The 22,035-nt window shown below is 66.3% G+C and carries 23 protein-coding genes; 14 read left to right on the plus strand and 9 right to left on the minus strand.

All coding sequences use genetic code 11. From position 1 onward, the window contains the following. The first annotated feature begins 136 nt into the window (after positions 1 to 136). From K3172_RS02700 to K3172_RS02725, 6 genes are all read left to right on the plus strand, one after another. A complete protein-coding gene (locus tag K3172_RS02700; protein ID WP_247717907.1) occupies positions 137 to 775 on the plus strand; it encodes a M23 family metallopeptidase in 639 nt (212 codons plus the stop codon). 157 nt (positions 776 to 932) lie between these two features. Next, positions 933 to 2,483, plus strand: coding sequence for an acyl-CoA synthetase (locus K3172_RS02705; RefSeq protein WP_221586926.1), 1,551 nt, complete (start codon positions 933 to 935; stop codon positions 2,481 to 2,483). Between the two features lie 8 nt (positions 2,484 to 2,491). After that, positions 2,492 to 3,784: a cytochrome P450 gene (locus K3172_RS02710; protein WP_221586927.1), complete on the plus strand. Its 1,293-nt coding sequence runs from the start codon at positions 2,492 to 2,494 to the stop codon at positions 3,782 to 3,784. Positions 3,785 to 3,955: 171 nt separating this feature from the next. After that, positions 3,956 to 4,576 (plus strand): OB-fold-containig protein, encoded by a 621-nt coding sequence (locus tag K3172_RS02715; protein ID WP_221586928.1) that lies wholly within the window; start codon positions 3,956 to 3,958, stop codon positions 4,574 to 4,576. A 70-nt stretch (positions 4,577 to 4,646) separates the two neighbouring features. Further along, positions 4,647 to 6,332 (plus strand): flotillin family protein, encoded by a 1,686-nt coding sequence (locus tag K3172_RS02720; protein WP_425594698.1) that lies wholly within the window; start codon positions 4,647 to 4,649, stop codon positions 6,330 to 6,332. An 84-nt stretch (positions 6,333 to 6,416) separates the two neighbouring features. Beyond that, a complete protein-coding gene (locus tag K3172_RS02725) occupies positions 6,417 to 7,388 on the plus strand; it encodes a DUF2268 domain-containing putative Zn-dependent protease (RefSeq protein WP_221586930.1) in 972 nt (323 codons plus the stop codon). A 217-nt stretch (positions 7,389 to 7,605) separates the two neighbouring features. On the opposite strand, the gene galU is transcribed toward K3172_RS02725, so the two are convergent. Continuing rightward, complete coding sequence (galU, locus tag K3172_RS02730; protein ID WP_221586931.1) at positions 7,606 to 8,496, minus strand: UTP--glucose-1-phosphate uridylyltransferase GalU; 891 nt, start codon at positions 8,494 to 8,496, stop codon at positions 7,606 to 7,608. 128 nt (positions 8,497 to 8,624) lie between these two features. Here galU and murA point away from each other — a divergent pair, with 128 nt between their 5' ends. After that, the gene (gene murA, locus K3172_RS02735; protein WP_221586932.1) at positions 8,625 to 9,908 is read left to right on the plus strand and encodes a UDP-N-acetylglucosamine 1-carboxyvinyltransferase; all 1,284 of its coding nucleotides are present in this window, start codon (positions 8,625 to 8,627) and stop codon (positions 9,906 to 9,908) included. Between the two features lie 60 nt (positions 9,909 to 9,968). Further along, the gene (locus K3172_RS02740; protein ID WP_221586933.1) at positions 9,969 to 10,193 is read left to right on the plus strand and encodes a hypothetical protein; all 225 of its coding nucleotides are present in this window, start codon (positions 9,969 to 9,971) and stop codon (positions 10,191 to 10,193) included. A 7-nt stretch (positions 10,194 to 10,200) separates the two neighbouring features. On the opposite strand, the gene K3172_RS02745 is transcribed toward K3172_RS02740, so the two are convergent. Then, positions 10,201 to 10,482, minus strand: a complete 282-nt coding sequence (locus K3172_RS02745) for a ribbon-helix-helix domain-containing protein (RefSeq protein ID WP_221586934.1) — start codon at positions 10,480 to 10,482, stop codon at positions 10,201 to 10,203. A gap of 85 nt (positions 10,483 to 10,567) precedes the next feature. Here K3172_RS02745 and K3172_RS02750 point away from each other — a divergent pair, with 85 nt between their 5' ends. After that, on the plus strand, positions 10,568 to 11,302 hold the full coding sequence (locus K3172_RS02750) for a helix-turn-helix domain-containing protein (RefSeq protein WP_221586935.1): 735 nt from the start codon (positions 10,568 to 10,570) through the stop codon (positions 11,300 to 11,302). Positions 11,303 to 11,350: 48 nt separating this feature from the next. Here K3172_RS02750 and phbB read toward each other — a convergent pair whose 3' ends face one another. The 3 genes from phbB to K3172_RS02765 form a co-directional block, all read right to left on the minus strand. Then, entirely contained in the window at positions 11,351 to 12,076 is a 726-nt protein-coding gene (gene phbB, locus K3172_RS02755; protein ID WP_221586936.1) for an acetoacetyl-CoA reductase, read from the minus strand. 145 nt (positions 12,077 to 12,221) lie between these two features. Beyond that, on the minus strand, positions 12,222 to 12,980 hold the full coding sequence (locus K3172_RS02760) for a Rho GTPase-activating protein (RefSeq protein WP_221586937.1): 759 nt from the start codon (positions 12,978 to 12,980) through the stop codon (positions 12,222 to 12,224). Between the two features lie 224 nt (positions 12,981 to 13,204). Continuing rightward, the gene (locus K3172_RS02765; protein ID WP_221586938.1) at positions 13,205 to 13,492 is read right to left on the minus strand and encodes a hypothetical protein; all 288 of its coding nucleotides are present in this window, start codon (positions 13,490 to 13,492) and stop codon (positions 13,205 to 13,207) included. 236 nt (positions 13,493 to 13,728) lie between these two features. Between K3172_RS02765 and K3172_RS02770 the strand changes: the two genes are divergently transcribed. The 4 genes from K3172_RS02770 (at position 13,729) to holA (ending at position 18,285) form a co-directional block, all read left to right on the plus strand. Continuing rightward, positions 13,729 to 14,175 carry a DUF3576 domain-containing protein gene (locus tag K3172_RS02770; RefSeq protein ID WP_221586939.1) on the plus strand — a complete coding sequence of 149 codons (447 nt, stop codon included), beginning with the start codon at positions 13,729 to 13,731 and terminating at the stop codon, positions 14,173 to 14,175. A gap of 62 nt (positions 14,176 to 14,237) precedes the next feature. After that, a complete protein-coding gene (leuS, locus tag K3172_RS02775) occupies positions 14,238 to 16,754 on the plus strand; it encodes a leucine--tRNA ligase (RefSeq protein WP_221586940.1) in 2,517 nt (838 codons plus the stop codon). Beyond that, a complete protein-coding gene (gene lptE, locus K3172_RS02780) occupies positions 16,754 to 17,242 on the plus strand; it encodes an LPS assembly lipoprotein LptE (protein WP_221586941.1) in 489 nt (162 codons plus the stop codon). The genes leuS and lptE overlap by 1 nt, the downstream gene beginning before the upstream one ends. Then, positions 17,239 to 18,285 carry a DNA polymerase III subunit delta gene (holA, locus tag K3172_RS02785; RefSeq protein WP_221586942.1) on the plus strand — a complete coding sequence of 349 codons (1,047 nt, stop codon included), beginning with the start codon at positions 17,239 to 17,241 and terminating at the stop codon, positions 18,283 to 18,285. Before lptE ends, holA begins: the two co-directional genes overlap by 4 nt. Here holA and K3172_RS02790 read toward each other — a convergent pair. From K3172_RS02790 to K3172_RS02805, 4 genes are read right to left on the minus strand one after another with little or no spacing between them, the layout of a single operon-like run. After that, positions 18,282 to 19,430: a nucleotidyltransferase domain-containing protein gene (locus tag K3172_RS02790; RefSeq protein ID WP_221586943.1), complete on the minus strand. Its 1,149-nt coding sequence runs from the start codon at positions 19,428 to 19,430 to the stop codon at positions 18,282 to 18,284. The genes holA and K3172_RS02790 overlap by 4 nt on opposite strands. Positions 19,431 to 19,440: 10 nt before the next feature. Next, complete coding sequence (locus K3172_RS02795) at positions 19,441 to 19,995, minus strand: LptA/OstA family protein (protein WP_221586944.1); 555 nt, start codon at positions 19,993 to 19,995, stop codon at positions 19,441 to 19,443. Further along, complete coding sequence (gene lptC, locus K3172_RS02800; protein ID WP_221586945.1) at positions 19,992 to 20,663, minus strand: LPS export ABC transporter periplasmic protein LptC; 672 nt, start codon at positions 20,661 to 20,663, stop codon at positions 19,992 to 19,994. The genes K3172_RS02795 and lptC overlap by 4 nt, the downstream gene beginning before the upstream one ends. A 24-nt stretch (positions 20,664 to 20,687) precedes the next feature. Beyond that, on the minus strand, positions 20,688 to 21,305 hold the full coding sequence (locus K3172_RS02805) for a ribonuclease D (protein WP_221586946.1): 618 nt from the start codon (positions 21,303 to 21,305) through the stop codon (positions 20,688 to 20,690). 42 nt (positions 21,306 to 21,347) lie between these two features. Here K3172_RS02805 and K3172_RS02810 point away from each other — a divergent pair, with 42 nt between their 5' ends. Then, a complete protein-coding gene (locus tag K3172_RS02810; protein ID WP_221586947.1) occupies positions 21,348 to 22,028 on the plus strand; it encodes a uracil-DNA glycosylase in 681 nt (226 codons plus the stop codon). Positions 22,029 to 22,035 lie beyond the last annotated feature (7 nt).

Here is a 22,035-nt window from a genome sequence, read left to right on the forward strand (position 1 = left end):
GGGTTCCGGCAAAGTTTGACAGGTGATCGTCAGGGCAGGGACGTCCTTTCAGTCGCCAGGGATAAAGGCGCCACGAAGCGCCGGATGGACGGGTTTAGCAATGGCAACCAAGCGCACTACGCTTGCACTGGCGATTATGTCTGCAGGACTTACGATCGCCGCCGCACCGGCTCACGCTGGCGAGACCAACACCGCGGCTGCGGTCGGCGCGATCGACATGGGGAAGGTGTCCGGCGCTACCGAGGCCGGTGACGACGCCCAGTTTACCCAGCTGTTCGCCAAGTGGGAAGAGCTCGACCGTCCGGTCGCTGCCCGCTCGGTCGTTGCGGTGCCTTCGCGCATGCCGCTCGACGGTGCCCATCTTACCAGCGACTACGGCATGCGGACCCACCCGGTCCTCGGCGGCCGCCGCAGCCACAATGGCGTGGACCTTGCTGCGCCGACCGGCACCCCGATCTACGCCACGGCCGACGGCTACGTCAGCAAGGCCGAATGGTTCTCGAGCTACGGCAATTTCGTTTCGATCGAGCACGGCGCCGAACTGCAGACCCGTTACGCGCACATGTCGCGCATCGCGGTCGCCCCGGGCACCCGCGTCAAGAAGGGCGAACTGATCGGCTATGTCGGCTCGACCGGCCGCTCGACCGGCCCGCACCTGCATTACGAAGTCCGCATCGACGGCGAGGCGGTGAATCCGGTTCCCTACATGGTCGAATCGGAAGCCCAGCGCGCCTATGCGCTCGCGATGGGCGAAGGCGGCCAGGGCGGCGAATAAGCCGCGAAAAACAGTTCCGATCCTTGGGGGGTCGGTAAAGCGGGGCGATGGCGGGATCCATCGCCCCTTTTTTCTTGCCCGTTGCCGTCGCTTGGGTAGGTTTCTTCTCGCAACCGGACGAGTCCGCAAAGGACCGGCGGCTTAAGAGAGGACAGCCATGCACCCCATCGCCCACGCCCAGGCGCGCCCCGATCATCCCGCCATCATCATGGCCGGCAGCGGCGAGACCATGACCTATGGCGAGCTCGACGCCTATGCCAACCGCTTCGCCCAGCTGATGCGCGCGCGCGGGCTGGGCCAGGGCGATCACGTCGCGATCCTGATGGAGAACAACCGGCATTATCTGCCGTTGGTCTGGGGCGCGCAGCGGTGCGGCATCATGATGGTGCCGATCTCCACCCGGCTGACCGCGCCGGAAATCTGCTACATTTTGCAGGACAGCAATGCGAAGCTGCTGCTGACCTCGACCTATTTCGCCGGCGAGGTTCTCGACGGGGTGCGGGCCGAGTGCCCGGACCTGCCGCTGCTGATCGTCGGCGGCGAAGGCGCAGAGGACCTCGAGGCTGCGCTCGAAGCCCAGCCGGCCGAACCCATCGCCGACCAGCAGCCGGGGCAGTACATGCTCTATTCCTCCGGCACCACCGGCCGCCCAAAGGGCGTGCGTCCGGCGCCGCCGACCGATCCCGACATCCAGCAGGCCACACCGCTCACCGGGCTGGCCGTCATGGGTGCCGGCTGGCCGACCGACGGGAGCATGGTCTACCTCTCGCCCGCGCCGCTCTATCATGCCGCGCCGCTCGCCTGGTGCACCACCGTCCACCGCCTCGGCGGGACGGTGATCGTGGTCGAGAAATTCGATCCCGAGCAGGTGCTGGCGACGATCGAGAAATACCGCGTCACCGACAGCCAGTGGGTGCCGACGCATTTCGTCCGCATGCTCAAGCTCGATCCCGCCGTGCGCACCAGATACGACCTCTCCTCGCACCAGCGGGCGATCCACGCCGCCGCGCCCTGCCCGGTGCCGATCAAGCGCGAGATGATCGAATGGTGGGGCCCGATCATCATCGAATATTACGCCGGTTCGGAAGGCGTCGGCATGACGATGATCAAGAGCGAGGACTGGCTCGCGCATCCCGGCAGCGTCGGCAGGGCGATCTATGGCAAGATCCATGTCTGCGACGCAGACGGCAATGAATTGCCTGCCGGGACCGACGGGTTGCTGTTCTTCGAGAACGACCTCATCCCGACCTATCACAACGATCCCGAGAAAACGCGCGAGGCGATGCATCCCAAGGGCTGGATGACGCTGGGCGATATCGGCCATCTCGACGAGGACGGCTATCTCTTCCTCACCGACCGCAAGAGCCACATGATCATCAGCGGCGGGGTCAATATCTACCCGCAGGAGATCGAGAACCTGCTCGTCACGCACGACAAGGTGATGGACGCCGCGGTGATCGGCGCGCCGTGTCCCGACTTCGGCGAGAAGGTCGTCGCGGTGGTGCAGCCCCGGGACATGGCGGACGCCGGCGAGGCGCTCGAGGCGGAACTGCGCGATTTCCTCGCGCCCCAGCTGGCCAAGATCAAGATGCCCAAGCTGTTCGATTTCCGCCCCGACCTCCCGCGCGAGGCGAACGGCAAGCTCTACAAGCGCGAGCTGCGCGACGAGTACCAGCGGATGGCCGAAGAGCAGACGGAGCAGGCGTGATGGCAACGATGGACAGACCCACTCTCGACCGCGAGACCGCCCGCGAGGTCGTCGACCCGGCCAGCTATGCCGCCTGGGACCCGCTGCTCGACACTTTCGACCGGCTGCGCGAGCAAAACCCCGTCGCCTGGGTCGAGCCGGGGGAGGAGTATGTCCACCCGCCGTTCTGGCTCGTCACGCGCTATGACGACGTGATGCGCATGTCGAAGGACAATGCGACCTTCCTCAACAATCCGCACACGGTGGTCTTCAGCCTGACCGAGGGGATCGAGTTCGCCAAGGCGATGACCGGCGGCAGCGAGCACATGGTCGCCAGCCTCGTCACCTTCGACGGCCCGATCCACATGAAATACCGCAAGCTGACGCAGGAATGGTTCATGCCCAAGAACCTGCGCACGGTGGAGGACGAAATCCGCGAAATCGCCAGCGCCGCGGTCGACCGGCTGCTGGCCGAAGGCGCGGAGGTCGATTTCGTCAAGGCGGTCAGCGCGCCCTATCCGCTGCATGTCGTGATGCAGATCATGGGCGTCCCCGAAGAGGACGAGCCGCGCATGCTGATGCTGACGCAGCAGCTGTTCGGCGGGCAGGACGACGATCTCAACCAGTCGGGCATCAAGGACCTGCCGCCCGAAGCGATCACCCAGCTGGTTGCGGGCGCGGTGGCCGATTTCGAGGCCTATTTCGCCAAGCTCACCGCCGAGCGGCGCGCCAATCCGACGGGCGATGTCGCCAGCACCATCGCCAATGCCGTGATCGACGGCGAGCCGCTCAACGATCGCGACATGATGGGCTATTACATCATCCTCGCCGCCGCCGGGCACGACACGACCAGCGCCAGCACCGCGGGCGCGATGCTCGCACTGGCGCAGGACCCCGAGCAATGGGCCAAGGTCAAAGCCGACCGCTCGCTGCTGCCCGGCATCGTCGAGGAAGCGATCCGCTGGACCACGCCGGTGCAGCACTTCATGCGCACCGCGGCGGAAGACACCGAAGTCGGCGGGCAGGCCATTGCCAAGGGCGACTGGCTGATGATGAACTACGTCGCGGCCAATCACGACCCGAGCGTGTTCGACAATCCGCGCAAGTTCGACGCGGCGCGCAGCCCGAACCGCCACCTCGCCTTCGGGGCAGGCGCGCACCAGTGCCTCGGCCTGCATCTCGCGCGGCTCGAAATGCGCATCCTGTTCGAGACGCTGCTCGACCGGATCGCAAGCGTCGAACCGGCAGGCGAACCGGCTCGGTCCAGATCGACTTTCGTGGGCGGATTGAAGACGCTCCCGCTGCGGATCACGCCGGCCTGATCCAGCGCCCTCCGGGCCCCGAAATCGAACTCGGTTCGTCGCATATTCCTGTCGGCTCACCCCCGGAATTGCTACATTTCGGGCATGGAAAAACACGATTGAAGACAACTTCTCGACACCGGTCGGGAAGGCGGCCTCTTTCGCCCTAAGAGAATAAGGAAAGGGGGGGCGATGACATTATTCGAACCGTACAACATGCCGTTTGCGGTGGCTCTGATCTTGGTGGCGGCGCTGTTCGTCATCCAGCTGTTCGGTTTTCTCGATATCGACCTCGATCTCGACGCCGATGCGGATGGCGGCATCTCCGCCAGCCCGGTCGGCGGACTGCTGACCCTGCTCGGGCTCGGCCGCGTGCCGCTGACGGTCTGGCTGGTCGTGTTCTTCGCGCTGTTCGCGGGGGTCGGCTTGGGCATCCAGCAGCTGGCCGACAGTTTCACCGGCGCGCCGCTGGATCGCTGGCTGGCCGCGGTGCTGGCGGCGGGCGGAGCCTTTCCGGCGACGGCGGCGATCGCGCGTCCGCTCGGCCGCGTGCTGCCGCATGACGAGACGACTGCGGTCGATACCGGCACCCTGCTGGGGCGCCGCGCCACGATCACCGATGGCGTTGCTCGCAGCGGCTCGCCCGCCCGCGCGCGGGTCAAGGACATGCACGGCCAGGACCATTACGTGATGGTCGAACCGCACGAGGAAGCGTCCGAACTGCATGCCGGCGACGAGGTCCTGCTCGTCCGCCGCGACGGCAACCAATTCTATGCGACCGCGCTCGCCGAGCGCCGCCTGTCGCCCAACTGAGTTTCGTGAAGGAGTGGAAATGGAAAGTCTGACAACATACGCCATCTACGCCGGGATTTTCGTCCTCGTCATGCTGACGATCGGGCTGATGCTGGCGAAGCTCTATCGCCGCGCCTCGAAGGAAGTCGCCTTCGTGCGGACCGGTGTGGGCGGCGAGAAGGTCGTGATGAACGGCGGCGCGCTGGTGCTGCCGGTGTTCCACGAAACCATGCCGGTCAACATGAACACGCTGGTGCTGCCGGTGGTCCGCCGCGACAGCGAGGCGCTGATCACGCTCGACCGCCTGCGGATCGACGTAAAGGCCGAATTCTACGTCCGCGTGCGGCCCGATGCCGGGGCCATCGCGATGGCCGCGCAGACGCTGGGCCAGCGCACGATGCAGCCGGAAATGCTCAAGGACCTGGTCGAAGGCAAGTTCGTCGACGCGCTGCGCTCGGTCGCGGCGGGCATGAGCATGAACGAACTGCATGAACAGCGCGCCGACTTCGTCCAGAAGGTGCAGCAGGTCTCGTCCAACGACCTCGCGATGAACGGTCTGGAGCTCGAATCGGTCTCGCTCACCGGGCTCGACCAGACGAGCATCGAGCACTTCAACGCCAACAATGCCTTCGACGCCGAAGGCCTGACCAAGCTGACCGAGCAGATCGAGGCGCGCAAGAAGCTGCGCAACGACATCGAGCAGGACACGCGCGTGCAGATGGAGACTAAGAACCTCGAGGCGGACGCCCGCAGCTTCGAGATCAGCCGCGACAAGGAATACGCCCGGCTGGAACAGGAGCGTGAGGTCGAAATCCGCCGTGCAGCGCAGGCTGCGGAAATCGCCCGCGAACAGGCCGAGCGCACCCGCGAAGCCGATTCCGCGCGGATCGAGGCGAAGAAGCAGGTCGACGCGCAGCAGATCGAGGCCGACCGCCTCGTCGAAGAGGCGCGGATCGACCAGGCTCGCGCGCTCGAGATCGCCCGGCAGGAGCAGCAGATCGCGGTCCAGAACAAGAGCCGCGAGGAAAGCCAGGCCAAGGCCGAGGCCGACGAGGCCCGCGCCAAGGCGGTCGCGGCCGAGGAACAGGTCACGACCAGCCGCGAAAGCGAGGTGGCCGAGCGCCAGAAGAAGATCGAGCTGATCGAGGCGGCCAAGATCGCCGAACGCGATGCGATCAAGATCAAGGTCGAGGCGGAGGCCGAGAAGGACGCCGCCACCAACCGCGCCGAAGCCATGCGGCGCGAGGCGGAAGGCGAGGCCGAGGCCGAGAAGTTGCGTGCCGAAGCCGCCCGCGTGCGCTTCGAGGTCGAGGCGGCGGGCCAGCGGGCGATCAACGAGGCGGCGAATATCCTGTCCTCGGACCAGATCAGCCTGCAGACCAAGCTGGCCCTGCTCAAGGTCATGCCCGATCTGGTGCGCGAAAGCGCCAAGCCGCTGGAAGCGATCGAGAGCATCAAGATCGTCCAGGTCGACGGGCTCACGAATGGCGGCGGCAAGTCGTCCGGCGGTGCCGGCGGCAGCGGCAACCTCGCGAGCGATGCGGTGAGCGCGGCGCTGGCCTACCGCGCGCAGGCACCGGTGCTCGACGGACTGATGAAGGAACTGGGCCTCGACGGCTCGTCGCTCGACGGCCTCGTCAAGGGCCCGGCGGCAGCGGAAGCGGCCAAGCCCGCCCGGCTGACCGAGGTGCTCGAAGACATCGCGGATCAGGTCGGGGATGCCGAGGCCAAGGCTGGCAAGACGGCGAAGAACGAAGGCGACAAACCCGACGCCTGATCGCCAGTCGAGAAATAGGGAAGGGGGCGCTCCGGCGTCCCCTTTTTTGTTCGCATCCCGCAGGTGCATGGGTAGAACACGCCTGTGACGAAACACTTTCTCGCCGTTCTGGCGCTCGCCCTGCCTGTCCCCCTTGCTGCACAGGCGCAGCCAGAACCGGTCGATGCGCTGACCGCGGAAATTCAACTCGCCGATGCCGACCGCTTCGTCGCCATGTTCGAGCAGACCGAAGGACGGCCGACTGCGGAGGAGGTCCAGCGGCTGTATCTCGATCCGGGTTCATACGGCGTCGCCGTGTTCACGCCCTATCGCATCACCAGTGCCGAAAACCTCGCCGCGGCGATTGCCGCCGACCCTGCAAGCTACCGCAAGGCCATCGATGTATGCCTGCCGCAGGTGCGGGCCGCGAATGGCGACCTGCGCTCGATCTATCTCGGCCTACAGGGCGCGTTGCCTGACGCGAATCTGCCGCAAGTCTACGTCCTGTTCGGCGCGGGCAATTCGGGCGGGACGGCAGACCTGGGGGCGCAGGTGCTCGGTCTCGAGGTGCTGTGCGGTCTCGCCGAAGACCATGGCGGCCTGCGCCGCTGGCTGCGTCATTTCTTCGCCCATGAGACGATACACGCGCTGCAACAGGAAGCCGGCGCGAATGCCGACGACGATGCGCTCCTGCGCAATGTGCTGGCGGAAGGCGCGGCGGATTTCATCGCGCGGCTCGTAACCGGTCAGGAGCCCGACGAGGCGAAGGCCGAGTTCGGGATGGCGCGTGAAACCGAGCTATTTGCCCGCTTCCTTGCCGACATCGACATCGTGCGCGATCACGGCGAGAACGATGCGGGAGATCATGCCACCGCCTCGCAGGCAGAACGACGCTGGGTGGGCAATTACGGGACCGCCCCCGACGGATGGCCGGGTGAACTGGGTTACTGGCTCGGGCTGCGGATCTGGGAAGCCAACTGGAATGCGGCCGAAGACAAACGCGCGGTGTTGCAGAGGATGCTCACGCTCGAGGATCCGCGCGGCGTGCTGGCCACGTGGGCCGCTCGGTCCGACTGAGGCCTGCTAAAACAGGCCTGTCCTACAGCCTGGCACCGGTGATAGGCATTGCGGCCACGCCCCCACTCAGCTTCAGAATAGCGGGGGGGGGCGGCTGGGGTCGACTGAAATCTGGTGCTATGCCCTACCAAGGCACTGATTCGGAACGATTAAACGGTGATCCGGTCCGGGCGACAGGGTGTCGCCATTGTCGCCCGGGTGTCGCCCGGTTGCCGTACTAGTCCGCCAGCAGGCGCTCGGCGATGGCGCGAACTTCTTCGCCCATATCCTCGCGCTCCAGCGCCAGTGCCAGCGTCGCCTCGACGAAGCCAGTCTTGCTGCCGCAGTCGAAGCGACGGCCCGCGAAGGTCACCGCGTGGAAGGGCTGGTTGCCGATCATCTTCGCCATCGCATCGGTCAGCTGGATCTCGCCGCCTGCGCCCTTCTCCTGGTCTTCCAGCACGCGCATGACCTCGGGCTGCAGGATATAGCGGCCCGAGATGATCTTGTTCGACGGCGCCTGGTCGACCGGGGGCTTCTCGACGAGGCCGGTCACTTCGGTCAGCGTGTCCGACTTGGTCTCGCCCGGCGCGATCACGCCGTAGCTCGATACCTCCTCCTGCGGCACTTCGAGCACCGAGATGAGGTTGCCGCCGACTTCGTTATAGGCCTCGACCATCTGCTTCATGCAGCCGGTCCCGCCGCCCTTGGCCGCGACCATCAGCTCGTCGGGCAGCAAGATCGCGAAGGGTTCGTCGCCGACGATGGCGCGCGCGCACCAGATCGCATGGCCGAGGCCCATAGGGACCTGCTGGCGCACCGTGATGATGTCGCCCGGCGTAGCCCGCGTGGAATCGAGCACGGTCATGTCCTTGCCCCGCTCTTCCATGGTCGACTCGAGTTCGTAGGCGACGTCGAAATGCTCGACGATGGCGGTCTTGCCGCGGCCGGTAACAAAGATGATCTGCTCGATTCCCGCCTCGCGCGCCTCGTCGACGGCATACTGGATCAGCGGGCGATCGACGATCGGGAGCAGTTCCTTCGGGATCGCCTTGGTCGCGGGCAGGAAGCGGGTGCCGAGGCCCGCGACGGGAAAAACGGCTTTCCTGATCGGTTTATGCTGGGTCATGGCCGCGTGGGGTAGGTCCGCAATCGGGGTCGGTCAATCGACATAGGTTAAGTCCCGCGGGCCTTGGCCGGTTTTTGTAACAGCTCCGTGACGCTTGCCAGCGGCGCTATCCCGTTTAAGGGAACGGCATGGACAAGCTACTCGTACGCGGCGGCAACCGCCTTTCAGGCACGATTCCCATTTCCGGCGCGAAGAACGCGGCCCTCACGCTGCTTCCCTGCGCCTTGCTGACCGACGAGCCGGTGACGCTGCGCAACCTGCCGCGGCTGGCGGACATCGACGGGTTCCAGCACCTGATGGGCCAGTTCGGCGTGGCGCATACCATCGCCGGCCACCGTCCGCAGGACTTCGGGCGCGTGATGACGATGGAAACGCCGCGGATCACCTCCACGGTCGCGCCCTACGAACTGGTGCGCAAGATGCGCGCCTCGATCCTTGTGCTCGGCCCGATGCTGGCGCGCATGGGCGAAGCGACCGTCTCGCTGCCCGGCGGCTGCGCGATCGGCAACCGCCCGATCGACCTTCACCTCAAGGCGCTGGAGGCGTTCGGCGCCCATATCGAACTGGCGCAGGGCTACGTGAAGGCCTCGGCCCCGGACGGCGGCCTGCCCGGCGGCGAATTCGATTTCCCGGTGGTTTCGGTCGGCGCGACCGAGAATGCGGTGATGGCCGCGGTGCTGGCCAACGGCACCAGCCGACTGATCAACGCGGCGCGGGAGCCCGAGATCGTCGACCTGTGCAACCTCCTCGCAGCGATGGGCGCAGAGATCGAAGGGATCGGCACCTCCGAACTGACGATCCACGGCGTGAAGCGCCTGCATGGTGCGACCTACCGCGTGATGCCCGACCGGATCGAGGCGGGCTCCTATGCCTGCGCGGCGGCGATCACCGGGGGCGAGGTCCTGCTCGAAGGTGCCGATGCCGACGACATGGCCTCGACCATCCACGCGCTGCGCAACATCGGCGTCGAGTGCGAGTCGGTGAAAGGCGGTGTCAGGGTCGCGGCCCACGGTCCGCTCAAGGCTCACAACCTCACCACTGCGCCTTTCCCCGGCCTAGCCACCGACATGCAGGCCCAGCTCATGAGCCTGCTGACCCAGGCCGAAGGGGCGAGTGTGCTCAAGGAAACGATCTTCGAAAACCGGTTCATGCACGTGCCCGAGCTCGCGCGGATGGGCGCCAACATCGAGACCACTGGTCGTACCGCCGTGGTGCGCGGCCCGGTCGAACTGACCGGCGCCGAAGTCATGGCAACCGACCTGCGCGCCTCGATGAGCCTCGTGATCGCGGGGCTCGCCGCCAAGGGCGAGACCACTGTTCGACGCCTCTACCACCTCGACCGCGGCTACGAGCGGCTGGAGGAGAAGCTTCAGCTGGTCGGCGCGGATATCGAACGGGTCGGCGACGACTGAGGGCTGGCTGCGGACCTTTTGCACGATCCATTCGTTGGGTCGCAAAGGAAGGATCACATCATGCTACTCAAACTCGCAGCACTCGGCGCGCTCGGCTATGTCGGTTACCGCGCCTATGAAAAGAACCGTCTCGACAGGAATGGCGTCGCCTTCGCCGATGGCGAACCCAGCGGCGCGTTCCGCAATGCAGGCGCGGAATCGACCAGTTCCCACACGCCAATGAGCAAGACCGACGAGGCACTCGACGAGACGTTCCCGGCCAGCGACGCGACCGCGAAGTATTGACCTCGCGCTAGCGTTCCGGAAGGGCGTATTTCGAAGGGGCGGCGGGCCAGATCCCGTCGCCCCTTTGCTGTGTGACGAGCCAGATGCGGATCGCGCCCGCTAGCCCGGGCGGATTGTCGGCCCGGATGCGCTCGGCATCGATCTCGGCGACGAGCGCGTTGATGGACTTGTCGCGCGCGGCGGCGGCTTCTGTCAGCATCTCCCAGAACAGCGGCTCCAGGCTGATCGAGGTGCGATGGCCAGCAATGCGGACGGAGTATTTCTTCGGCGGGTGGTAGGGGGGAATCATCGGGGGCCCTCTACATATCCTATGCCGCGAGCACACGAATTTTTTGGGGTGGTTGGCGAACCCGCCGTTTCCTAGACAAGCGCGCATGGTGGAAGCCCTCGACGACCTGACCGATAAGGAGAAGGAAACCCTCCGCCTGATCGTGCGCGGGCACGACGCCAAGAGCATGGCGAGCGAGCTCGACCTGTCGGTCCACACGATCAACGAACGCCTGCGCGTCGCGCGCCGCAAGCTCGGCGTAACCAGCAGCCGCGAAGCCGCCAGGCTGCTGTTCGAACGCGAGCGCGGGACCTACGAAAATCTTGCAGACAAGGATTTGGGGGACGACCGGTCGCTCGGTTCCGGCGAAGCTGACGGGGTCGCGACAGGCAGGCCTGCCCGTCGCATCCTTGCAGGAGTAATCGTCATGATGACCATCTTCGCCGCCGGCCTCATCCTCACCTCCCAAATGGGCGAACCCGTCGCGGAGCCAGTTCCGGTCGAAGTGCCGTCAAGTGACGCGGCCATCGTCGCAGCCGCAGAAGGCTGGCTTGCCCTGACCGACGCGGGAGATTGGGAAGCCAGTTTCGATGCGACTGGACGAACCTTCAAACAGAGCAATACGCTCGCAGGCTGGACGAATGCAGCTACTCAGGTGAGAGGACCCCAAGGCGCATTCCTTTCACGCGAGCTGCAGACGATCCGCTTTCTCAACGCGCCTCCCCACGGTTACCAGGAGGTCGTCTTCGCTACGCGCTACGCGAATGCCGACGTCATCGAGACCGTCACTCTCCAAGAGGAAGAGGGCGAATGGAAGGTCGTCGGAATCATGGTGGATTGAGCGAAGCAAGCGGGGCGCGGCTGTCCGCCAGCCGCGCCCCGAACGCGATCAATACATGTGCTGGCCGCCATTGATGCTCATGGTCGAGCCGGTGACGAATTCGGCGTGTTCCGAGCACAGGAAGCTCACCCCGCGGGCGATCTCGCTCGCCTTGCCGAGGCGGCCGACGGGGATCTTGGCGACGATCTTCTCCAACACCGGCTCGGGCACGGCGGCGACCATGTCGGTGTCGATGTAGCCCGGGGCGATGGCGTTGACGGTGATGCCGAAGCGCGCGCCTTCCTGCGCCAGCGCCTTGGTGAAGCCGTGGATGCCGCTCTTGGCCGCAGCGTAGTTGACCTGGCCGTACTGGCCCGCCTGCCCGTTGATCGAGCCGATGTTGACGATCCGGCCCCAACCGCGCTCCTTCATGCCGGCGAAGGTCGCCTTGGCCATGTTGAAGCACCCGCCGAGGTTGGTGCGCATGACCGCGTCCCAGTCCTCGTAGCTCATCTTCAGCAGCGTGCCGTCGCGGGTGATGCCGGCATTGTTGACGACGATATCGATCGGGCCATGCTCTGCCTCGACCTGCTGGCAGGCCTCTTGTACCGCATCGTAGTCGCCCACGTCGAACTTGACCGTGGGAATGCCGGTTTCCTCGGTGAAGGCCTTTGCCGCCTCGTCATTGCCGGCATAGTTGGCGACGACCGTACAGCCGCGTTCGTCGCGCAGCCTTTCGCAGATCGCGCGTCCGATACCGCGGGTGCCCCCGGTTACGATGGCAACTCGTCCCATACTCGATTCTCCCAAGCTTTCCGTAGCGTTCGCAGCGGTCTTAGGCGTTCAGGCATGATTGTGCCAAGCGATGCATACGCATGCTCGGCGCAGCGACGCGGCGTTCAATCGTATTCTTGAGGTCGGTGAACGCGCGGGGCGCGGGTCAGAAGCGCAGCTGGGTTCCGACGTAGACTGCCTGATCGTCCTCCACCCCGTCGGTCAGGGGTGCAAGGCGATTGCGGTCTTGCGAGAGGCGGACACCCGCCGTCACGTTGAGATTGCCCTTCACGCGGTAAGAGCCCTGGAGGTCGACGCTCTGGTCAGCCAGCGCTTCAAGCGTGCGCGGCGAACGGCCGACGCTCGTTTCGCTTTCGACTGCGATGCGCGAGCCGAACCGGCTCGGCTTGCCGGGCTTCGCTTCGGCCGGGCGGTAGGTCGCCAGGTCGGGCATTGCCAGATCGCGTACGCTTTCGGGCAGGGTGGCGGTCTTCTGCGGCTGGACGAAGCTCTGATAGCCCCGGGCGATGCCGAGGTTGTAGCGCGTCGGCGCGATTTCGAGAGCCCGTTCGCGGCCCTGCTCGGCAGCGACGGTTTCGATGGCACCGCGCACCGAGATGGCGCGGGCGGTTGCATCGTCGACCCGGACGGCGACGGTGACCGTGCGTTCGGCCGAGCGCTGGATATTGGTAGCAGGCGTGAACTGGACCCCATCCGAACCCATGATCGCCGCGACCTTGCGGGCCAGCTCGGGATCCACATTGGCCGGTGTGAACGGCAGGCCGCCCAACTCGGCGGGCAGGCTAACGTTATCGGTCGTCCCGATGGCAAGGCCGGCTCCGGGAAGCGCGATCGCCAGACCGGCAGCAGCCAGCGCGGCGGGGATCGCCCGCTTGCCGTTCCTACCTGTCTTCAACCGTGCCATGTGCCGTCAAATCCTCGCCAATCACCCTTGTTCCACCCTGCCTTTGAGCATCATGCGCCTGAACCGGTGCTGACGCGACTCGCGCAGGGTGCGAGCGTTCTCAGCCTTCAAGCTATGGAGCCTGTTCGCGTTTGGCCAGCTTTTCCACAGCATGGCCTGACCGATTGGCTGGAAGTGTTGCCCTTTGCCCACAAGCTGTTGGGCCGGAATCGAAAACCGGCGCGTCAGTCGATGGAGTAGCGTCTCTTCAGATCGGCGATGTCGCTGCGCATTGCAGCCAGATGTTCAGGGCTCAGCACCCCGCCGTTGGCCTCTTCGAGCGCGAGATATTTGCGCAGCAGCTGTGTCCGTTCGGCCTTGTAGGCTTGCGCGACCCACGTGTCTGCCGCAGGCATTGCGATAGGATGGGGAGGCGCAAACCATCCCCCTTGCGGCGTTGCATAGGTGAGCGGAGCGAGCGTCGGATTCGGAGCTGACGAATTTGCCTGGGCAGCACCGGCTGTCATTGCCATGGCCCCTAGCGCAACGATCCAAACCGTTCTCATCAAATCCTCCCCGTTATGTTGGCGAAGCAATCGAACCTTATCCAGCCTTGCCACACGATGAATGCAGGCGCCGGATCGCAGGATGCGAGGCGCAATTCAGAACCGGTTCACGCGCTTCCGGGAGAAGACTGGCTTTGCGCAGAGCTTGCCCGCGCGCCCGCAGGCTTTATAGAGCCCGAAACGGATACAGACCAAGGAACGACATGAGCGCCTTCGCCAATCTTCGCCGCCCCGCAACCCTCGCTTTGGTCATTGCCGCGACGGCCGGCCTCGCGGCCTGCGGCGGGCGCGATCGTCCGAAGGCCGACCTCGCTGCCTCGCAGGTCACCACGATCGGCGTGAATTCCTACCTCTGGCGCGCTGCGCTCGAAGCGGTCAGCTTCGCTCCGCTGCTGCAGGCCGACAGCAATGGCGGCGTGATCGTGACCGACTGGTATGCCAACCCGAGCAATCCGGGCGAACGCGTGAAGGTCACCGTGACCATCCTCGACCAGGACCTGCGCGCCGATGCGCTGCGCGTGGCGGCCAGCCGCCAGGTCTCGCAGGGCGGGGCATGGGTCGATGCGCCGGTGCAGGCGGCGACCGTGCAGAAGCTCGAAGACATCATCCTCACCAAGGCACGCGAGCTGCGCCGCCAGGCCGTCGGCTGATTGCCCTCGAGGGCGGGCAAAACCGCCTTTAAATCGCGCGCAAAACGGCTAAGGCCGCTCGCATGAGCAGCGATACCCGTTTCGATCCCGCCAGCGCCGATGCGCGCTGGCAAAGCGCGTGGGACAAGGCGCAGACCTTCCGCGCCGACAGCAATTCGGACAAGCCCAAGAGCTACGTGCTCGAGATGTTCCCCTATCCCAGCGGGCGCATCCATATCGGCCATGTGCGCAACTACACGATGGGCGACGTGCTGGCGCGCTACAAGAAGGCGACCGGACACGAGGTGCTGCATCCGATGGGCTGGGACGCCTTCGGCATGCCGGCGGAAAACGCCGCGATGGAAAAGGGCGTCCATCCGGGCGGCTGGACCCGCGCAAACATCGAACACATGAAGGCGCAGCTGAAGCGCCTCGGCTTCGCGCTCGACTGGAGCCGCGAGCTGGCGACCTGCGAGCCGGACTATTACGGCCACGAGCAGGCGCTGTTCATCGACCTTTACGAAGCGGGCCTCGTCTATCGCAAGGAGAGCGAGGTCAATTGGGACCCGGTCGACATGACCGTGCTGGCCAACGAGCAGGTGATCGACGGCAAGGGCTGGCGCTCGGGCGCGGAGGTCGAGAAGCGCAAGCTCAACCAGTGGTTCCTCAAGATCACTGATTTCGCCGAGGAGCTGCTCGACGGCCTCGGCAGGCTCGAGAACTGGCCGGACAAGGTCCGGCTGATGCAGGAGAACTGGATCGGCAAGTCGAAGGGGCTCGAATTCAGCTTCGACCTGTCGAACGGCGAAAAACTGCCGGTCTACACCACGCGGCCCGACACGATCTTCGGTGCGAGTTTCGTTGCGGTCGCTGCCGACCATCCGGTCGCGCAGGGCATCGACAGCGACGAAGCGAGCGCGTTCATCGCCCTGTGCAAGAAGGGCGGGACGACCGCGGCCGAACTCGAAACCGCTGAGAAACTCGGCTTCGACACCGGTATCACCGCGAAGCACCCATTCACCGGCGCCGACCTGCCGGTGTATATCGCCAATTTCGTGCTGATGGACTACGGCACCGGCGCGATCATGGCGGTCCCGGGCCACGACCAGCGCGACTTCGAATTCGCCACCAAGTATGGCCTGCCGATCCCGCGCGTCGTGGCGCCCAGCGTCGAAGATGCGGGCAGGCCCTTCGAAGGCGAAGCCGAGGCGGGCGAAGGCGTCATCGTCAACTCGGACTTCCTCGACGGCATGAGCGTGGAAGATGCCAAGCGCGCAATCATTGCCCGGATCGAGGAACAGGGCCGCGGCCAGGGCAAGACCGTCTGGCGCCTGCGCGACTGGGGCGTTTCGCGCCAGCGTTACTGGGGCACACCGATCCCCTTCATCCATTGCGGGGCCTGCGGCGTGGTCCCCGCGCCCAAGGACAGCTTGCCGATCACCCTGCCCGAGGATGTCGACTTCCAGACGCCTGGCAATCCGCTGCTGCGCCATCCGACCTGGAAGCATGTCGACTGTCCCAAGTGCGGCGGCAAGGCCGAGCGCGAAACCGATACGCTCGACACTTTCGTCGATTCGAGCTGGTACTTCCTGCGCTTCGCCAGCCAGCCCGCGGACAGGCCCTTCGACCGCGACGAAGTCGCCAGGTGGATGCCGGTCGAACAATATATCGGCGGCATCGAGCATGCGATCCTGCACTTGCTTTACGCGCGCTTCTGGACCCGCGCACTGGCGCATATGGGACAGCTCGAGGTGAAGGAACCCTTCGCCTCGCTGTTCACGCAGGGCATGGTGACGCACGAGACCTATTCGCGGCAGGAAGGCGGCAAGACCGTCTATTTCGCGCCCGACGAGATCAGCCGGGAGGCGGAGCGGGCGCTGCTGACCGCCGATGGCGGCGAGGTCGAGATCGGCCGTGTGATCAAGATGTCGAAGTCGAAGAAGAACGTCGTCGATCCCGACACGATCATCGATACCTACGGCGCCGACGCGGTGCGCTGGTTCATGCTGTCCGACAGCCCGCCCGAGCGCGACCTGCCGTGGTCGGAAGCGGGCATCGAAGGCTGCTCGCGCTTCGTTCACCGGTTGTGGCGCCTGTTCGCGGCACATGATGCCGGGGCAGAGGGCGCGGACAAGGCACTCGATCGCAAGACGCACCAGACGGTCGATGCCGTCGGTCGCGATATCGAGGCGCTCGGCTTCAACAAGGCGGTGGCGCGCATCTACGAACTGACCGGCGCGGTCGAAAAGGCCGCACCCTCGGCCAGTCGCTCGACCGCCATCCGCACGCTCGTCCAGCTGACCGCGCCGATGATGCCGCATCTGGCAGAGGAAGCCTGGGCCGGGATAGGCATGGAAGGCATGGTCGCCGATGCGCCCTGGCCCGAAGTCGATTCCGCGCTGCTGGTCGAGGACGAGGTCACCATCGCCGTCCAGCACAAGGGCAAGCTGCGCGACACGCTGACCGCTCCCAAGGGCGCGTCGAAGGAAACTCTCGAGGCGATGGCGCTAGCGAGCGAGAACATGCAGCGTTCGATCGACGGGGCAGAAATTCGCAAGGTCATTGTCGTGCCCGACAGATTGGTGAATATCGTCACCTGATGCGTCGCGCCCTGCTCCTCCTCGCCAGCCTCGCGCTCTCCGCCTGCGGGCTCCAGCCCATGTATGCGGGCGGTGGTAGCGGCGACGTCGCGCGCGGCCTTGCCGCGGTCGAGGTGCCCGCGATCGAGGGGCAGGCCGGCTGGCTGGTGCGCAATGCGCTCAACGACCGTCTCGGCGCTGCCGGTGCCGCAAGTCCGCAATACCGGCTCGACGTGCGCCTCGACGATCAGCTCGAAGGGCTGGGCGTCCTGCGCGACGACACGATCAGCCGCGAACGCCGCACGCTGCGCGCGCGCTACCAGCTGATCGACCTCGCAAGCGGCGAAATCTTGCTCGATGCGACCGCCGGATCGGACGCGGGGATCGATGTCGTCTCGAGCGAATATGCGACCATCGCCGCCGAACAGACCGCGCTCGAAAACCTCGCCGAAGACGTGGCGCAGCGGATCGTGACGCGCGTCGCGCTGACCCTGCGCAAAGAGCAGTGAAGCTCACCAGCCGCGATTTTGCCGCCAAAGGCCGTAGCGCGGCGCAGGATTGCGGCATCTTCTTCTTCTGCGGGCAGGACGAGGCGGGCGCGAGCGCGGCGGCCGGCGACCTCGTGACATGGCTGAAGGAGCCGGGCGAGCGGGTCGAACTCACCGGCGGCGACCTGCGCGGCGATCCGGCGCGGCTGGGCGACGAGGCGCGCTCGACATCGCTGTTCGGCGACAAGCGCCACATCTGGGTGCGCGCCGCGGGCGACGAGGCCTATGAGGCGCTCAAGACGCTTACCGAAACGGGCGACATGGGCGCGGGCGCGGCGTGTCCGGTAATCGTCGTCGCGAGTTCGGCGACCGACAAGTCGCGCTCCGCCAAGCTGCTCGAAAAGCGCAAGGATGCGGTGGTCGCGCTGTTCTACCCGCCCGACCTGCGCTCGGTCTCGCAAAGCGTGCGCGGAATGGCCGATGCAGCAGGTGTGCGGCTTGGCGGAGACCTAGCTGAACGGATCGCGCGCGCCGCCAATCTCGACGTGCGGCTGGCGCAGAGCGAAGTGACCAAGCTCGCGACCTATCTCGATGCGAGCGCGCAGAGCCCCCAGCCGGCGACGGCGGAAGACCTCGATGCCGTCGGCGCGACGAGCGAGGAGGATGGGTTCATGCCGCTCGTCAATGCGGTGATGGGTGGGCAGGGCGGCAAGGTTGCGCCCGAGATCGCGCGGATGAAGCAACTCGGCCTCAATCCGGTCGGCGTGCTGCTGGCGTTCGAACGGCGCGCGGCGCAGCTGGCACGGATTGCCGCTGCGCTCGGCAACCGGCCCTATGGCGATCTCGACAAGGGCGAGAAGGCGCGGCTGGGAATCTTCTGGAAGGAAGAGCGCGAGATCGGCCAGCAACTGTCGCGCTGGCGCGCTCGGGGACGGCTCGACCGGCTGACGCACGGCCTCACTCGCCTGCACCGCGAACTGCTGACGAATAGCCAGGCCTCCGAACTGCTGCTGGCTCAGGGGCTGACCAGCCTCGCGCAGCTGGCGGGTGCGGGCCGCCGCTAGGCGCGGAGCCAGGCGTCGAGGCGGGCGATCGTTTCGCCTCTTGCCCGGTCGGAGGCGGTCGCACGGCTCTTCAGGGTGCCGCCGATTTCCTGTCCGACCCACCTTGCATAGCCGCGCAGGCTGTCATGGCGTTCACGCCGCGCCAGGACGCGTCGCAGCTTCTCGCTGAGCGCCAGGTCGCTGCGTCCAAGCTTGGCTAGCGCGATATCGCTTTCCCGCGCGGAAAGGGGTTTGGCGAGCAGGGCAGGAATCGCATCAATGATATCCGGTGGGATATCGATCGGGCATTGCAGCGCCGCAGCAGTTCCGGGCGCGGTCCAGTGGTCCGTTGCCGCGATGCATAGCGCCGCGTGGCGGAGCCAGTCATCCCGGTCGGCCCGGTGCCAGAGCTCGCCGAGATCAAGTCGCTCCGGCTGCTCCGCCAGTGTCGCGAAGTCGACCAGCATGAGCGGTCCGCCGTCGAGCCGGTGGAAGGCGGCGTGGACGGCGAGGTGCATGACGGCATCGATCGGATCGAGCACGCGAACGCCGGCCAAGGCGGCGGCAGCGACGCTACGGTCGAGCAGGCCGTGGGGATGCGGCGGCATGCGGCCGTCATTATCCCACAGGCGGGTATGGATCTCGAGCACCAGCCCATCGGGCGACTCGAGCGCCGGAAGGTGTTTGAAGCGCGCCGCCCATTCGTCCAGCGGCAGCGCCGTCTCCTCGCAAGCCGTGTAGCCGCTGGCGAGCAGGGCCGCATGGGCGTCCAGCGACCTGTCGGCGGGCACCAGAATGTCGAGGTCACGCATCGGGCGCATGCCGGGTTCGGGGTAGCAACCCCACGCCAGCCACGCGCCCTTGAGCGCCGCCATGGGGATGCCCGCGTCAACAAGCAGCCGAGCGATGCGGACGAGCTCCGCCCGCTGGGCCAGCGCAACCAGGGAGCTCTCGCGAAAAGCCCCGGCCCAGCCTTTTCGGATTGCCCCCGGTACCAGCGTCTGGTCGCCGCGGAGCCGGTGCAGCGCCGGCCGGCACCGGTGCTCGTGGGCGCGCTCGTCCAAGGTGCGCCAGTCTTCTTCCGACAATTGCTGCCACTGCGGCCCATCGAGCGGCCTGCGCCCGACCAGTTCGGTCAGCAGTGTTTCGATCGGCAGCCCGGACACGGGCGCGGCCTCAGTTTTCGGGGACGGAGAAGGTCCCGCTCACCCGGCCGCCGGAGCTGCTGCTGCTTTCGCCGGTGACGGAGGACGACCCGCTGGCTTGGCCATCGACGCTCGACACGCCGGAGCGCAGGTCGATCACCAGCCGCCCGCCGTTGAGCGTGTCGCCGCCGCGGTTGAGCCGGACATTGCCCGCCATCGTGATTATGCGGCGGTTGAAATCGTAGACCGCGGTGTCACCGCGCGCCCGTTCGTTGCCGCGTTGCACATCGACCCCGCCGGTCGCCATGATGCGCTGGATCTGCAGGCTGCCGGCATCCGAATAGTTCACGATCGTGCGCGCCGCATTGAGGCTGAGGCCGGCCTGCGTGATCCGCACGTTGCCCGACAGGACGACGCGGTTCTGCCGGTCCTGCAGCTCGATCCGGTCCGCCGCATAGGACACCGGTGCGTTCGAATTGTGCCCCGCAATCGCCTGCGCCTGCAATTGCATGCCACCGACCGCTGTCAGCGTAAGGGCGAAACCGGCGAGCGCCCAGCGGGCCATCGAGGGAACGAGCTTGGTCATCTGGGCATCCTCAGTTCGCCCGGGTCCATGCGCAGGCGCGCATTGCCGGACAGGGCAATCGTACGTTCGTTGAGATCGGCGGTCAGGCGGTTGGCGCTGAAGGTTCCGGCGGGAATCTCGCCTTCGACCCCGTCGTCACCGCGCAGGGTCTTGTTTTCCAGATTGACCGATACGCCGCGCGCCACCATGCGATAGCCATCGGCGGCGACCATCAGCAGCGGTCCGTCGACCGAGACCACCTGCTCCTCGAGAGAGTATTGCCCGCCATCGGCGGATACGCGCGCAGGCCCGTCGTTAAGCAGCAGCCGCGCCACCACTTCGTTCATGCGCACGATCCCTTCGGCGCTGGAACGTTGCACCGCCTCGCCCGCGGTGAGCGAGAAGGGGCGGCCGTCATTATCCTCGCCGCGGTAGAGCGCATTGTCGACGCGCAGGCGTTCGTTGATGACCGCCACCTTGTCGCGATCGAGCAGGAAGCTCACTTCGCCGCGCGGACTGAGCGGGGTGATCACCATCAGCGCGGCGAGCACGCCCACGCCCATCGGCAGGGCCTTGGCGAGGAAGCGCACCAGCCGGTCATGCGTGCCGCCCGGCTCGGCCCAGTGCTGCCGCTCGTTGCGGCGCGCCTTGGCCTCCTGCGTCTCGATCCTGCGTTGGCGGACAACCATGGCGGCGGCTTGAACCCCTGCTCCTTACGCGTGGCTGAAGATGTCGTGATCGGCCCAGCCGGCGAGGTCGAGCCGCGCGCGGGTGGGCAGGAAATCGAAACAGGCCTGCGCCATGTCCATCCGGCCTTCGCGTTCGAGCCGCCGGTTCAGTTCCTCGCGCATGCGGTGGAGGAAGCGCACGTCGCTGGCGGCATATTCGCGCTGCGCCTCGCTGATCACGGGGCCGCCCCAGTCCGAGCTCTGCTGGACCTTCGACATGCTCTCGCCGAGCAGTTCGTCCACGAGGTTCTTGAGGCCGTGGCGGTCGGTGTAGGTGCGGACCAGCTTGCTCGCGATCTTGGTGCAATAGCAGGGCGCGGCGGTGACCCCGAGGTAGTGTTCGATCGCCGCGAGATCGAAGCGCGCGAAGTGGAAGAGCTTGAGCCGCTGCGGATCGCCCAGCACGGCCTTGAGGTTCGGCGCGTCATAGGTGCTGTCGGGGCCGAAGCGCACGAGGTGCTCGTCGCCTTGGCCATCGCTGATCTGCACCAGGCACAGCCGGTCGCGCGGCGTGATCAGGCCCATGGTTTCGGTATCGACGGCCACCGGGCCATCGGCGAGCACGCCTTCGGGGAGGTCTTCTTCGTGGAAATGCACTGCCATGGCGTGGGCCTTAAGCCGTTTGCGCTCTAGAGGGAAGGGACGATGGCGGAGATGGTACCCGACAGCTGGAAGCCGGTCCTGGACCCGGTGCTGGATACGCCCGAAGCGCGGCGGCTGGGCGGCTGGCTGCGCGCGGAAGAAGAGGCCGGCAAGGATGTCTACCCGCCGCCCGGTTGCCGGCTGAAGGCGCTCGAACTGACCCCGCTCGAGGCGGTGAAGGTCGTGATCCTGGGGCAGGACCCGTACCACGGGCCGGGGCAGGCGATGGGCCTGTGCTTTGCAGTCCCCGAAGGCGTGAAGGTGCCGCCGAGCCTGCTGAACATCTACAAGGAGTTGGAGGCCGATCTCGGTAAAGCGCGGCCTACGCACGGCGACCTCACCAGATGGGCGCGGCAGGGCGTGCTCCTGCTCAACAACACGCTGACAGTCGAGGCGGGGCAGGCGGGCAGCCACGCCGGGCGCGGCTGGGACGCGATCACCGACGCCTGCGTGGGTGCGGTGGCGGCGCGGCCAGAGCCCAGTGTCTTCATGCTCTGGGGCAGCCACGCGCAAGCCAAGGCGAAACGCATCGACGGCTTGCGCGGAGGCAGGCATTGCGTGATCGAAAGCCCGCACCCTAGCCCGCTGTCGGCCCATCGCGGCTTCTTCGGCTCGCGCCCGTTCAGCCGCGCCAACGCCTTTCTCGAGGCCCGGGGCCGGGGTCCCATCGACTGGACGGTTTGACTTGCCA

This window comes from Qipengyuania proteolytica (genome assembly GCF_019711565.1).
GTDB lineage: Bacteria > Pseudomonadota > Alphaproteobacteria > Sphingomonadales > Sphingomonadaceae > Qipengyuania > Qipengyuania proteolytica.